Source organism: Plantactinospora sp. B5E13 (assembly GCF_039871775.1).
GTDB lineage: Bacteria > Actinomycetota > Actinomycetes > Mycobacteriales > Micromonosporaceae > Plantactinospora.
The window spans coordinates 56,195-70,125 of sequence record NZ_JBDPLT010000042.1; the positions used below are offsets into that span (position 1 = coordinate 56,195).

Annotated in this window: 9 protein-coding genes and 2 pseudogenes; 6 read left to right on the forward strand and 5 right to left on the reverse strand. The window is 71.5% G+C overall.

The genetic code is table 11. From position 1 onward, the window contains the following. The first annotated feature begins 13 nt into the window (after positions 1-13). The 3 genes and pseudogenes from ABGB05_RS28430 to ABGB05_RS28440 all read left to right on the forward strand — a co-directional run bounded on the left by ABGB05_RS28430 (position 14) and on the right by ABGB05_RS28440 (position 2,114). The gene (locus tag ABGB05_RS28430) at positions 14-1,318 is read left to right on the forward strand and encodes an RICIN domain-containing protein (protein ID WP_347656983.1); all 1,305 of its coding nucleotides are present in this window, start codon (positions 14-16) and stop codon (positions 1,316-1,318) included. 117 nt (positions 1,319-1,435) lie between these two features. Then, positions 1,436-1,800, forward strand: a pseudogene (locus ABGB05_RS28435) (type II toxin-antitoxin system RelE/ParE family toxin). Further along, positions 1,797-2,114, forward strand: coding sequence for a helix-turn-helix transcriptional regulator (locus ABGB05_RS28440; protein WP_347656984.1), 318 nt, complete (start codon positions 1,797-1,799; stop codon positions 2,112-2,114). Before ABGB05_RS28435 ends, ABGB05_RS28440 begins: the two are co-directional and overlap by 4 nt. Before the next feature lie 86 nt (positions 2,115-2,200). Here ABGB05_RS28440 and leuS read toward each other — a convergent pair whose 3' ends face one another. After that, the gene (leuS, locus tag ABGB05_RS28445; RefSeq protein WP_347656985.1) at positions 2,201-5,041 is read right to left on the reverse strand and encodes a leucine--tRNA ligase; all 2,841 of its coding nucleotides are present in this window, start codon (positions 5,039-5,041) and stop codon (positions 2,201-2,203) included. Between the two features lie 416 nt (positions 5,042-5,457). Between leuS and ABGB05_RS28450 the strand changes: the two genes are divergently transcribed. Genes ABGB05_RS28450 through ABGB05_RS28460 form a run of 3 tightly spaced genes read left to right on the forward strand, consistent with a single transcriptional unit; the run spans position 5,458 to position 10,365 of the window. Further along, positions 5,458-6,522 (forward strand): MoxR family ATPase, encoded by a 1,065-nt coding sequence (locus ABGB05_RS28450; RefSeq protein WP_347656986.1) that lies wholly within the window; start codon positions 5,458-5,460, stop codon positions 6,520-6,522. A gap of 2 nt (positions 6,523-6,524) precedes the next feature. Further along, positions 6,525-7,823, forward strand: coding sequence for a DUF58 domain-containing protein (locus tag ABGB05_RS28455; protein WP_347656997.1), 1,299 nt, complete (start codon positions 6,525-6,527; stop codon positions 7,821-7,823). Positions 7,824-7,878: 55 nt separating this feature from the next. Further along, positions 7,879-10,365: a DUF3488 and transglutaminase-like domain-containing protein gene (locus ABGB05_RS28460; protein WP_347656987.1), complete on the forward strand. Its 2,487-nt coding sequence runs from the start codon at positions 7,879-7,881 to the stop codon at positions 10,363-10,365. Positions 10,366-10,742: 377 nt separating this feature from the next. Here ABGB05_RS28460 and ABGB05_RS28465 read toward each other — a convergent pair whose 3' ends face one another. The 4 genes and pseudogenes from ABGB05_RS28465 to ABGB05_RS28480 all read right to left on the reverse strand — a co-directional run. After that, positions 10,743-11,126, reverse strand: a complete 384-nt coding sequence (locus ABGB05_RS28465) for a DUF3040 domain-containing protein (protein ID WP_347656988.1) — start codon at positions 11,124-11,126, stop codon at positions 10,743-10,745. Between the two features lie 139 nt (positions 11,127-11,265). After that, positions 11,266-12,501: a DNA polymerase IV gene (dinB, locus tag ABGB05_RS28470; protein ID WP_347656989.1), complete on the reverse strand. Its 1,236-nt coding sequence runs from the start codon at positions 12,499-12,501 to the stop codon at positions 11,266-11,268. Between the two features lie 68 nt (positions 12,502-12,569). Continuing rightward, entirely contained in the window at positions 12,570-13,508 is a 939-nt protein-coding gene (locus ABGB05_RS28475) for an NADP-dependent oxidoreductase (protein ID WP_347656990.1), read from the reverse strand. A gap of 170 nt (positions 13,509-13,678) precedes the next feature. Continuing rightward, positions 13,679-13,801: pseudogene (locus ABGB05_RS28480) on the reverse strand (IS5/IS1182 family transposase); the annotation flags it as partial. Positions 13,802-13,931 lie beyond the last annotated feature (130 nt).

Here is a 13,931-nt window from a genome sequence, read left to right on the forward strand (position 1 = left end):
GAGAGGACGCGCCATGATCGCCCGTACCCGCCCCACCGTGACCCGGAAGGTGGCCCAGTTCCTCGCGCTCTGCCTGGCGCTGGTGGCCGCCCTCGCCGCACCCACCCACGGCCCGGCCCGGGCCGCCGCCCCGGCCTTCAACGTGATCGCCTTCTACAACGGCACCTGGGACGCGGCCCACATCAGCTTCGTCCGGGAAGCCAACCAGTGGTTCCCGCAGATCGCCGCCCAACACAACTTCAGCTACACCGCGACCACCGACTGGAGCCGGCTGAACGCCGCGAACCTGGCCCAGTACCAGGTGGTGATCTTCCTGGACGACCTGCCGCCGGCCGCCCAGCGCCCCGCGTTCGAGCAGTACATGCGGGGCGGCGGCGGCTGGCTCGGCTTCCACGTCTCGGCGTGGAACGACAACCCGGGCGCCTGGGACTGGTACCACAACCAGTTCCTCGGCACCGGCGCGTTCCAGTCGAACACCTGGGGACCGACCACCGCCGTACTTCGGGTCGAGGGCCCTGACCACCCGTCGACCGGACGCCTGCCCGCCACCTTCACCTCGTCGGTGAGCGAGTGGTACAGCTGGAGTCGCGACCTGCGGACCAACCCGAACATCAACATCCTGGCCTCGGTCGACCCGAGCAGCTTCCCGCTCGGCACCGACCCGAACCAGACCTGGTACGGCGGCTACTACCCGATCATCTGGACGAACACCAGCTACAAGATGCTCTACACCAACTTCGGGCACAACGCGATGGACTACGCCAACAACGTCCCGCTGTCGTCCACCTTCGCCAGCGAGGTCCAGAACCGGTTCCTGATCGACGGGCTGCTCTGGCTCGGCGGCGGCGGTGGCACCACTCCCCCGCCCACCGACCCGCCGGTCTCCCCGACCGCCTGGTACACCCTGGTCAACCGGGGCAGCGGCAAGTGCGTGGACGCCCGCGCCGCCGGCACCGCCAACGGCACCGCCGTCCAGCAGTACGCCTGCAACGGCAGCCTCGCCCAGCAGTACCAGCTCCAGCCGACCAGCGGCGGCTTCGTCCGGGTGAACAACCGCAACAACAGCACCCGGGTCCTCGACGTCAGAGATGTCTCCACCGCCGACAACGCGCCGATCCAGCTCTGGACCTACAGCGGCGGGAACAACCAGCAGTGGCAGGCGGTCGCCGAGGGCGGCGGCTACTACCGGCTGGTCAACCGGCTCAGCGGCAAGTGCCTGGACGTGCCCGGCGCCGCCACCGCCGACAGCGTCCAACTCGTCCAGTACGCCTGCAACGGCACCGCCGCGCAGTCCTTCCGCCTCGTCCAACAGCAGTAGGACGGGCGGTCGCGGCAGCCGGGTCGCCGGGCGGCGGAACAGTCCGCCGCCCGGCGCCCGACCTGACTGCCGTTCCGGCTCACGCAACCGGGGTTTACCGTCCGCTATACTCTGCCTGTGAGCGGCGCCGAGTGGGAGATCTACCTCGTCGACGAGGTCCGGGACTGGATCGACGACCTCGATGCGCCCACCCACGCTCGTGTCGTGCAGGCCATCGATCTGCTGGCCGAAACCGGGCCGGGGCTCGGCCGACCGCTCGTGGACACGATCCACGGCTCGTCGGTCGCCAACCTCAAGGAACTACGCCCGGCACCGTACGGATTCTCGTCGCCTTCGACCCGTGGCGGTCGAGCATCCTGCTCGTCGCCGGCGACAAGGCGGGACGGTGGCACGAGTGGTACCAGGGAGCCATCCCGCTGGCGGAGCAACGCTACGAGATCTATCTGAAAGAACGCGCCGAGGAGGAGGGCGGGCGACGATGAGCAGCTACTCACGCTGGGACGACATCCGCAGCCAGCAGGTCGAGCGAGCCGGCGGCGAACAGGCCGTCGAAGCCGGTAAGCAGGAACTGCTCGCCACCGTCACCGGGCACCGCCTCGCCGAGATCCGCCGGGCCCGCCACCTGACCCAACAGCAGATCGCCGACCGGATGGGCGTCACCAAGGGACGCGTCTCGCAGATCGAACAGGGCAGGATCTCCGGTCAGGACGTCCTGGCCCGCTACGCGGCAGCGCTCGGTGGCCGTCTCCACCAGGCTATCTACTTCGACGACGGGGACATCGCCGCCATCGCGTAGCAGCGGCGACCCGCCCGGCGCTCCGGCGACGAGCCGGGTCGCCGGGCGGCGGAACAGTCCGCCGCCCGGCACCCGCGCCGTTCAGGTCAGGCGACGACGCTGACCATCCGACCCGGAATCACGATCACCTTTCGCGGCTCTCGGCCACCCAGCTGGTCGGCGACGACGGCCAGCGCGGCGGCGCGTACGTCGTCCTCGGCGGCGTCCGCCGCCACCTCGACCCGACCCCGGACCTTGCCGTTGACCTGCACCGGGTACGTCACCGACTCGGCCACCAGCAGGCTCGGGTCGGCGACCGGGAACGGCTCGTACGCCAGCGACCCGACGTGCCCCAGCCGCTGCCACAGCTCCTCGGCGATGTGCGGGGCGAACGGCGACAGCATCAGCACCAGCGGCTCGGCCACCTCGCGCGGCGTCGCCTCCAGTCGGGTGATGCCGTTGGTCAGCTCGATCAGCTTGGCGATCGCGGTGTTCATCCGGATGCCGTCCAGGTCGGCCCGGATCCCGTCGATCGCCCGGTGCAGCAGCCGCCGGGTCGGCTCGTCGGCCGAGGTGTCGACGACCCGCAGCTCGCCGGTCTGCTCGTCGACCAGCGCCCGCCAGACCCGCTGCAGGAACCGGTACGCCCCGACCACCGCCCGGGTCTCCCACGGCCGGGAGACCTCCAGCGGGCCCATCGACATCTCGTAGACCCGGAACGTGTCCGCGCCGTACGCCGCGCACATCTCGTCCGGGGTCACCACGTTCTTCAGCGACTTGCCCATCTTGCCGTACACCCGGTTGACCTGCTGCTCACCGAAGTAGTACGCGCCGTCGACCTCCTCGACCTCGGCCGCCTCGACGTAGGCACCCCGCTCGTCGGTGAAGGCGTACGCCTGGATCATGCCCTGGTTGAACAGCTTCCGGAACGGCTCGAACGACGAGACGTGTCCCAGGTCGAACAGGACCTTGTGCCAGAACCGGGCGTACAGCAGGTGCAGCACGGCGTGCTCCTGGCCGCCGACGTACAGGTCGGTGCCGCCGCAGTCGCCCTCACCGCGCGGCCCCATCCAGTACCGCTCGTTGGCCGGGTCGACGAACCGCTCCGAGTTGGTCGGGTCCAGGTAGCGCAGCTCGTACCAGCAGGAGCCGGCCCACTGCGGCATCACGTTCGTCTCCCGGGTGTACCGCTTCGGCCCGTCACCCAGGTCCAGCTCGACCTCGACCCAGTCCTTGCGGCGCGACAGCGGGGTCTCCGGGTCGGAGTCGGCGTCTTCGGGGTCGAAGGTGCGCGGTGAGAAGTCGTCCACCTCGGGCAGTTCGACCGGCAGCATCGACTCCGGCAGCGCGATCGCGTTGCCGGCCTCGTCGTAGACGATCGGGAACGGCTCTCCCCAGTACCGCTGCCGGCTGAACAGCCAGTCCCGCAGCCGGTAGGTGACCGCGCCGGAGCCGTTGCCGGTCGCCTCCAGCCACTCGATGATCCGCGCCTTGGCGTCGGCGACGCCCAGCCCGTTCAGGTCCAGGTCGCTGTCCGGCCGGGCGCTGTTGACCGCCGGCCCCTCCCCGGTGTACGCCTTGCCGGCGAAGTTCTCCGGCGGCTGCACGGTACGCACGATCGGCAGCTCGAAGACCTCGGCGAACTCCCAGTCCCGCTCGTCCTGGGCGGGCACCGCCATGATCGCCCCGGTGCCGTAGCCGGCCAGGACGTAGTCGGCGATGAAGATCGGGATCTGTGCCCCGTTGACCGGGTTGGTGGCGTAGGCGCCGATGAAAACGCCGGTCTTCTCCCGGTTCTCCGCCTGCCGCTCCACGTCGGTCTTGGCCCCGGCCGCCTTCCGGTAGGCGTCGACCGCGGCCCGCGGGGTCGCCTGCCCACCGGTCCACACCGGCTTCGTCCCCGCCGGCCAGGCCTCGGTCACCAGCGTCTCGACCAGCGGGTGCTCCGGGGCCAGCACCATGTAGGTGGCGCCGAAGACGGTGTCCGGCCGGGTGGTGAAAACTTGGATCGGCTCGGCGTCGGTGCCGAAGGTGATGTGCGCGCCGGTGGAGCGGCCGATCCAGTTCCGCTGCATCAGCTTGATCGGCTCCGGCCAGTCCAGCGCCGCCAGGTCGTCCAGCAGCCGGTCACCGTACGCGGTGATCCGCATCATCCACTGCTTCAGGTTGCGCTTGAAGACCGGGAAGTTGCCCCGCTCCGACCGGCCGTCGGCGGTGACCTCCTCGTTGGCCAGCACGGTGCCCAGCCCCGGACACCAGTTCACCGGTGCCTCGGAGACGTACGCCAGCCGGTGGTCGTCGACGATCCGCCGCCGCTCGGTGTCGGACAGCTCGGCCCAGGCCCGGCCGTCCGGGGTGGCCCGGCTGCCCGCCTCGAACTCGGCGACCAGCTCACCGATCGGCCGGGCCTTCTGCACCGTCGTGTCGTACCAGGAGTTGAAGACCTGCAGGAAGATCCACTGGGTCCACCGGTAGTAGTCGGTGTCGATGGTGGCCACCGAGCGGCGGTCGTCGTGCCCCAGGCCCAGCCGACGCAGCTGCGAGCGGTAGTAGCCGATGTTCGCCTCGGTGGTGGTCCGCGGGTGGGTGCCGGTCTGCACCGCGTACTGCTCGGCCGGCAGACCGAAGGCGTCGAAGCCCATGGTGTGCAGCACGTTGCGCCCGGCCATCCGCTGGTAGCGGGCGAAGCAGTCGGTGCCGATGTAGCCCAGCGGGTGGCCGACGTGCAGCCCCGCCCCGGACGGGTACGGGAACATGTCCAGCACGTACAGCTTCTCCGCGTCGGCCCGCGGGTGGTCCGGGTCGGCCAGCGGGCCGACCGGGTTCGGGGCCCGGAAGGTGCCGCGCTCGGCCCACCGGTCCTGCCAGCGGAGCTCGATCTCCCCGGCCAGCTCGGCGGTGTAGCGGAACGGCGGAATGTCCGCCGCCGGCTCGGTCACCTCGGTCATGACGTCTCCTCGGTACGTTCGTCGCTTCCGTACAGGTCTTCGGCCGCCCTTGTCGCGGGCCAGGTCAAGGTGACCCGGGGGAACATTCTCCGGGCACAAAAAAACCCCTCACGCAGGAGGGGTGGCCGTGCTGGTCGCGTCAGTCGCGTCAGCACGGCTCGCTAAGAAGCAGGTGGGCCCGGGACATGGAGTTACTGTACCGCCTCGACCGGCCGGCTGTCGTACCCGATTCGCCCGGTGTCGAATCCTGCCCGTCTGTGCCCTCATCGTCGGTGTGTTCGGCTCCACAGCCGAATGCGGCTAGCCTGAGGCATGCGGGTGATCCGGATTTCCGGACGGACGTGTTCTCCCGCGAACCATACGGCCGTCCCATCGACTCTCTATGTACACGGCCGTGGACGACGAGGAGGAGGCCCGTGACACAACAGACCTGGGACGAGCTGGGCGGCGCACTGCCGAACGACCAGTTCCGTGCCGCCAGCGACGCGATCGTGGCCAACATCGAAGAGGTCATCGAGGGCAAGACCGCCACGGTCCGACTCGCGCTCGCCGTTCTCCTCGCCGAGGGTCACCTGCTGATCGAGGACGTACCCGGGGTCGGCAAGACCAAACTCGCCAAGGCGCTCGCCCGCTCGATCGACTGCTCGGTCCGCCGCATCCAGTTCACCCCCGACCTGCTGCCGAGCGACGTCACCGGGGTCAGCGTCTACAACCAGGAAACCCACGACTTCGAGTTCCGCCCCGGGGCGGTCTTCGCCAACCTGGTGGTCGGCGACGAGATCAACCGGGCCTCGCCGAAGACCCAGTCCGCCCTGCTGGAGTGCATGGAGGAGCGGCAGGTCACCGTCGACGGGGTCACCTACGAGCTGCAGACGCCGTTCATGGTGATCGCCACCCAGAACCCGATCGAGATGGAGGGAACCTATCCGCTGCCGGAGGCGCAGCGGGACCGGTTCACCGCCCGGATCGCGATGGGCTACCCGGACGCCGGTGCCGAGCTGGCGATGCTCGACGTGCACGCCGGGGTCGACCCGCTGCACGAGCTGCGGCCGGTCGCCGACGCGGCCACCGTACGCAAGCTGATCGCGACGGTCCGGGACGTGCACGTCGCCGACGCGGTGAAGCAGTACGCCGTCGACCTGGTCACCGCCACCCGGGAATCCCCCGACCTGCGGCTCGGCGCCTCCCCCCGGGCGACCCTGCAGCTGCTGCGCACCGCGCGGGCGGTCGCCGCCCTGGAGGGCCGGGACTACGTGCTCCCCGACGACCTGCAGGCGCTCGCCGTACCGGTGCTCGCCCACCGGGTGATCTCCACCGCCGACGCGCAGCTGTCCCGCCGGACCACCGACGCGATCATCTCCGACCTGGTGCACCGGCTGCCCCTGCCGCACGAACGGCAGCGGCAGCGGTCGGAGTACGACACCCGGCCGCAGTCCGGCGACGGCAACGGTCGATCCCAGTACGAGCCACGGAGGCGATGACCGTGCGCGAGGCGCTGCGCGGTCTCACCACCCGGGGCCGGTCCTTCCTCGCCGCCGCCGTCGCGGCCGCGCTCTCCGCCCTGATCCTGGGCGAGAAGGACCTGCTGCGGGTGGCGATCCTGCTCGGTGTGCTGCCGCTGCTGGCCGCGCTCTACGTCGGGCGCAGCCGCTACAAGCTGGCCTGCAGCCGGTCGCTGCAACCGCACCGGGTGCCGGTCGGCGCCAGTTCACGGGTGGTGCTGCGGCTGCAGAACATGTCCCGGCTGCCGACCGGGACACTGCTGCTCGAGGACCGGCTGCCGTACGCGCTCGGCAGCCGGCCCCGGGTGGTGCTGGAGCGGCTCGGCGCGCACCAGGCCAGCTCGGTGGCGTACACGGTGCGGGCCGACGTCCGGGGCCGCTACGAGGTCGGTCCGCTGGTGATCCGGCTCACCGACCCGTTCGGGCTCTGCGAACTGACCCGGGCCTTCCCCAGCGTCGACCCGCTCACCGTCATCCCTCAGGTCACCGCGCTGCCCGGGGTCCGGCTCACCGGCGAGTACGCCGGCACCGGCGAGAGCCGGGCCCGGTCGGTCGCGGTGCACGGCGAGGACGACGCGGCGACCCGGGAGTACCGGCGCGGCGACGACCTGCGCCGGGTGCACTGGAAGTCCACCGCCCGGACCGGCGAGCTGATGGTCCGCCGGGAGGAGCAGCCCTGGGAGAGCCGGGCGACGGTGGTGCTGGACACCCGCGCCTTCGCCCACCGGGGCGAGGGTCCGACCGCGAGCTTCGAGTGGGCCGTCTCGGCGGCCGCCAGCATCGCGGTGCACCTACGGGCCGCCGGCTACAAGCTGCGGCTGGTCAGCGACTCCGGGATCGACGTGAACGCCAACGAGGCCGGCGGCGAGGGCCTGCTGCTCGACTACCTGGCCGAGGTGCGGCTCAGCCAGCGCGGCGACGTGGCGACCCTGGTCGAACGGGTCCGGCAGCGCTCCGACGGCGGGCTGGTGATCGCCCTGCTCGGCACCCTGACCGGCACCGAGGCGGAGTTGCTGGCCGGACTGCGCGGCAACGGGGCGACCTGCATCGCCTTCCTGGTGGACAGCTCCACCTGGCTGAACCTCACCCCGCAGGCCCGCGAGGAGGCGAACCACGCGCACGGCGCCGCCGCCCTCGGCCTGATGCAGAGCGGTTGGCGGGTGGTCGGCGTCGAGCACGGCAGCAAGCTGCCGGCGCTCTGGCCGCAGGCGGCCCGGGGCTCGCAGGGATTCGCCTGGCGGGCGGTCTCGGCCGAGACGGTCACCGGAGGTGTCCGGTGACCGTGGCGGGCCGACACGACGGCACGGCAGCAACCGGCCAGGACGGGAGTACGTCATGAGAGGACGCCGTCACCTGGGGTTCGTCGCCGCGGCGGCGACCCTGCTCGCCGCCGCCCCACTCTCGGCGATCTACGAGCGGTGGACCTGGCTGGTGCAGTGCGTCGTACTGGTGGGTCTGGTCGCCGGAGCGGCGACGCTGGCCCGGTGGTGGCGGGCGCCGATCTGGGCGCAGGCGGTCAGCATGGCCGGCGCGCTGCTGTTCGGCCTCACCTGGATCTTCCCGAGCGGCGACGAGCTGCTCGGCCTGCTCCCCACCCCGGGCACGCTGCGGCACTTCGGCGCGCTGGTCAGCGCCTCCGCCCAGGACATGCGCTCGTACGGCGTGCCGGTGGAGGACGTCGACTCGCTGCTGTTCATCACCTCGCTCGGGGTCGGCGCGGTGGCGGTCGTGGTCGATCTGCTCACCGTCGGTCTGCGCCGGCCGGCCCTGGCCGGGCTGCCGATGCTGGCGATCTACTCGGTGCCGGTGGCGGTGCACGTCGAGAGCGTCTCGGCGATCCCGTTCGTGGTCGGCGCGGCCGGGTTCCTGTGGCTGCTCGCCGCCGACAACGTCGACCGGGTCCGGCACTTCGGTCGCCGGTTCACCGGGGACGGCCGGGACGTCGACGTATGGGAGCCGTCGCCGCTGGCCGCCGCCGGCCGCCGGCTGGCGGTGATCGGGGTGGTCGTCGCGGTGGCGCTTCCGCTCGCCGTGCCGGGGATGACCTCGGGGCTGCTCAGCCAGCTCAACTCGGGCGGTGGCGGGCAGGGCAACGGGGTCGGTGGCCAGGGTGGCTCCCCGGGCCGGGTCAACCTCTTCGCGGCGCTCAGCGGGGAACTGAACCGCTCCGAGATCCGCGACATGATCAAGGTGACCACCGACGACCCGAATCCGTTCTACCTGCGGTTCGCGGTCGCCGACGACATACGCCGCACCGGCTTCGCCCCGCGTACGCCGAGCGGCACCCCGGTCACCCGGGGCATGGTCGACCCCCGCAACTCCGGTCGGGCCAGCAGCGGCATCACCCGTACCCCACACCAGGCGAACGTGGAGATCCTCGACTTCACCATGCCGTTCCTCCCGGTGTACGCCGAGCCGGTGACGATGCGGGACGTCGACGGCAACTGGCTCTACGACGAGGGCATGCAGGTCGTCTTCTCCAACCGGGCCTCGTCCAAGGGACGGAAGTACTCGTTCGACTACGTACGCTCGGACTACAGCCCGCAGGCGCTGGCCGCCGCGTCGACGCTGCCGCCGGAGCACTCGCTGCGGCAGCTCTACACCCGGGTCGACGACGTCCGGGAGGTCGACGAGCTGGTCGAGCGGTTGACCCGGAACAAGCGGAACGACTACGAGCGGGTCCGGGCGATTTTCGACTACTTCTCCCGGGACAACGGGTTCAGCTACAGCCTCAGCACCCAGGGCGGCGTCAGCGGGCAGGACATCGTCAACTTCCTCACCAACAAGGTCGGCTTCTGCCAGCAGTACGCGGCGGCGATGGCCTGGCTGGTCCGGGCCGCCGACATCCCGGCCCGGGTGGCGTTCGGGTTCACCAACGGCACCAACCGGCAGGAGAACACGTACACCCTGACGAACCTGAACCTGCACGCCTGGACCGAGGTCTTCTTCAACGACATCGGCTGGGTGCCGTTCGACCCGACACCGGCGTCGAGCATCCCCGGTTCGGCCCGGTCCCGGACGAGCTGGGCGCCGGACGTCGACGCCCCCGACCCGGTGACCACGGCACCGACCACCGGTGAGGGGCCGGACACCGAGGCGTCGGCCGACCCGGCCGAGGACAACACCCCGATCAAGGACGTCGACGAGAACCTCGGCGACGCGGCCGGGGTCGCCCCGGACAGCGGGCCGACCTGGCCGCTCTGGGTCGTGGCCGGGGTGCTGCTGCTGGTGCTGCTGCTGAGCCTGCCGGCCCTGCGCCGGGCCGTGCTGCGGCGTCGACGGCAGGTCCGGGCCGCCGCTGCGGCCGGGGCACTGGCCTCGGTCGCCGACGGTGACGCGCCGCCGGGGGTGGCCCGGGTGGTACTCAGTGACAGCGAGCTGGCCCGGGCCCGGGCCGACGCGCACGCCGCCTGGGACGAGTTCGTCGACACCCTGGTCGACTTCCGGATCCGGGTCGACCCGACCGAGACCCCCCGGGCCACCGCCGACCGACTGGTCGCGGAGGGACTCACCGTGGGACCCGCCGGAGACGCGGTACGCCTGCTCGGCCAGGTCGAGGAACGGGCCCGCTACGCCCGGGAGCCGCTGCGGCAGCACGCTCCGCTCGGCGAGGCGCTCCGGGCGGTCCGCCGGGCGTTGAGCACCCGGGCGGATCGGCGTACCCGGATCGTGGCGGCGACCCTGCCGCCCTCGGTGTTGAGCCGCTGGCGGGCGGCGGTCATGGACGTTTCCGCCGGTGTTGTCGGCCGGTCGGGCCGGATCCGGGAGCGTCTGACCCGCTGGAATCCGCGTCGGGTGCTGGCCGGTCGGGCGTCTCGCTGAGGGTGCTGGTGGGGGGGGTTGGGGGCGGATCCCCCGGTCTGGGCGGTCAGGCTTGATCCCGACGCGGGCGATCCGCCCCCAACCCCTGCCGGGCTTGCTCTCCGCGCGGATGCATTCGCTTTCCCCCGGTCGGGCTTGATCTCCGCGCGGATCCATCCGCCCTCGGGTGCTGGCGGGCTTGATCTCGGCGTGAGACCGGCCGGCTGCGGCTCCGGTCGGGCTTGCGGGGCGTGCGGAAACGCCGCATCGGACGGAACTGGATCCATCGGGGCGATTCGTCCGTTGCCCGGACATGGGCTATCACCAGGGGTCACCGGACCGGGGGTCCGGCCGGTACGACCGGCGGCGGCCTGCCGGCCGCCGCCACGGCAAACTGGTCAGCGGTGGCCTTCCGGCCGCTGACGCCACCTCTCCTCAAGTCGGTCGACGAGGGACAGGCGCCGCCCACGGGTCCGACGGCTGGTGGTACCACCCACGACGTGCAGATCCGGCGACTGCGCCCGTCGCTGCGACAGCATCGCGAACGCGGCCGAACCGAGCATCACCACGAAGCCCGCTACCCCGAGCAGCGGGGTTTTGCTCACCGTGCCGTAGACGACCAGTGCAAGGCCAGCGATGATCCCGCTGACCGCGACGAGCAGGCGACGCCGCGCGTGGAAGCGCGGATCGCTGGCGCGCACAGCCGAGGCGAACTTTGGGTCCTCGGCAAGCGACTGCTCGATCTGCTCGAACAGCCGCTGCTCGTGCTCAGAGAGCGGCACGGCACTCCTCCCCGGTCACGTTGGTCGGTCCGGTCGAACCGACAGACCGTGGCAGCCAACCGGCTGCTTACCCGCCAGTCTACGAGGGGGGTCGCGGGTCGGAAAGCGGGACGACCCACGGCCTCGCCGGTTTTTCCGACTACCGCTGGTCGTCGCGGCGCAACAGACTCGCCGGGCGGACCACGGAACGCCCGAATCGGGCCGCGGCGGCGTCGGCGGCCGCCTCCGCCTCCCGCCAGCCGCGCTCCGGGGCACCGAGGGTGAGCTGCCGGGGCGTCTGGTCCGCCGCGCTGAGCCCCTCCACGCGTACGCCGACGAGCCGGATCCGGTCACCCGGCCCGAGGGCGGTGAAAAGCGACCAGGCGGTGTCGAAAACCTCGCGGGCCACGTCGGTCGGGCCGCCGAGGGTCCGGGACCGGTTGACGGTACGGAAGTCGGCGTACCGCACCTTGATCGAGATCGTCCGGCCGACCTGTCCCGCCCGGCGCAGCCGTACGCCCACCTTGTCGGCGAGTCCGAGCAGCGCCCGCCGGATCGTCTCCGGGTCGGCCAGGTCGGTGTCAAAGGTGACCTCGGCGCCGATCGACTTTTCCACGTGTTCCGGGCTGACCTGGCGGGGATCCCGCCCCCAGGCCAGTTCGTGCAGGTGGGCCGCGGCCGCCTCACCCAGGCTGCCGCGCAGCATCCCGACCGGCGCCTCGGCGATCGCCCCGACCGTGGCCAGGCCGAGCCGGCGCAGCGTCTCCGCGGCCCGCTCCCCCACCCCCCACAGCGCCTCGACCGGCAGCGGGTGCAGGAACTCCAGCACCTGGTCAGCCGGCACCACCAGCAGCCCGTCCGGCTTGGCCCGGGTGGAGCCGAGCTTGGCCACGAACTTGGTCGGCGCCACCCCGACCGAGCAGGTCAGCCGCTCCTGCCCGGCGACCCGGGACCGGATCAGCCGGGCGATCTCGGCGGGGCGGCCGAGCAGCCGCCGGGCCCCGGAGACGTCGAGGAACGCCTCGTCGACCGAGAGTTGCTCGACCAGGGGCGTGACGTCGCGAAGAATCTCCATCACCGCGTGCGAGGCGGCCGAGACGGCGGCGAAGTCGGGCGGTAGGAAGACCGCCCTCGGGCAGAGCGCCCGGGCCCGCGCCGTCGGCATCGCGCTCCGGACGCCGTACGCCCGGGCTTCGTAGCTGGCGGAACTGACCACGCCGCGCGGGCCGACGCCGCCGACCACCACGGGCCGGCCCCGCAGTTCTGGTCGGCGCCGCACCTCGACCGCGACGAAGAACGCGTCCATGTCGACGTGCAGGATCGGCGAACCGGAGTCGTCGGCGTCCGGCCCGAAACGCGGATCGTTTCCGCGTGGCACGGACTGGCTGCGACCCATAGCGGCAGGTTAGCCCCCTGGTGTGACACGGCCGCGCGGGCGCCGGCCAACGGCATCCGGCTGAACGATCAGGAACGAGGCGTTTCCTGGTCGTCCGCGACCTGGATGATCGTCTTGCCGGAGGTGCCGTGGTGGCGGGCGAACGCGTCGACCGTCTCGGCCAGCGGTCGCACCGCGCCGACCATGGGGTTGAGCCGCCCGGTACGGAGACGCTCGGCGAGATCGGCGAGCCGGTCGCGATCAGGTTCGACGACAAAAAAGATGGCCCGCCCGTCCCTGGGCTGCACGGTGGGGGGCATGGCAACGCTGACGAGGGTGCCGCCCGGGCGTACCAGTTCGGCCGACCGCTCGAGGACGTCGCCGCCGAGGACGTCGAAGACCACGTCCACCTCGCCGACCTGCCGCAGGTCGTCGGCCTCCAGGTCGACGAAGACCTGCGCGCCGAAACCGAGCGCGGCGGCCCGGTGGGCGGCCCGGCCGGTGCCGACAACCCGGGCGCCCGCCTCCCGGGCGAGTTGGACGGCCATTGAGCCGACGCCGCCCGCGGCGCCGTGGACAACCACGGTCTGCCCGGTCGTGAGGTGGGCGTGATCGAACAGTCCCTGCCATGCGGTCAGCCCGGAGATCGGCAGTGCGGCGGCCACGGTGTGGTCGATGTCGGCCGACAGCGGGGCGAGGTTGCGCGCCTCCACCGCGGTGAACTCGGCCAGGGATCCGTTGCGGGCCCAGTCGGTCAGCCCGAAGACCCGCTGGCCCACGGTGAGCCCGGTGGTGCCGTAGCCGAGCTCGGCCACCACCCCGGACAACTCGTGCCCGGGAATGCTGGGGGTCCGGTCGCGGCCGGCGCGGTCGGTCCAGGTCGCCGGCCAGTCCAGCTCTCCGGGGGTGAAGCCCGCAGCGTGTACGCGCACGATGACGTCGTTCTCCGCCGCGTGCGGGTACGGCATGTCGGTCAGGGTAAGCCCGCCGACACCCGCCTCACGGTCCCGTACGGTGATCGCTCGCATGCTCGAATCCTTTCCCAGAAAGTTCGTCGGTACGGGGTGATTGGAGAAGCTCGGTACGGGCGGCCGCTGGGCGGTCCTGCGGGTGCCGTCAGCTCGGCCAGGGCGATCCGACGATGCGCTCGACGGTCGTCACGCGGCGGAAGCCGGAATGAAATGTTCGAGCACGTCGGCCGGATCCCACCGATCAACTGCCGTCTACTCCATAACGACGGTCGACCTGGCCGCTTCGGCGTCGGCAGCAATGGTTCCAGCACCGCCCACTGCACGTCAGTCAGGTCGAACCGCCTCGTCACCGCTAGTGTCGCGTAATTGAGATCGTTTACTTGTCGTTGTTGGTGAGGAGTTTGCGGACCTCGGTGTGGACCCAGCGGACCTTGGCCAGGATCTCGCTGGGGGTCGCGGTCCAGACGAACGGTTTCGCGT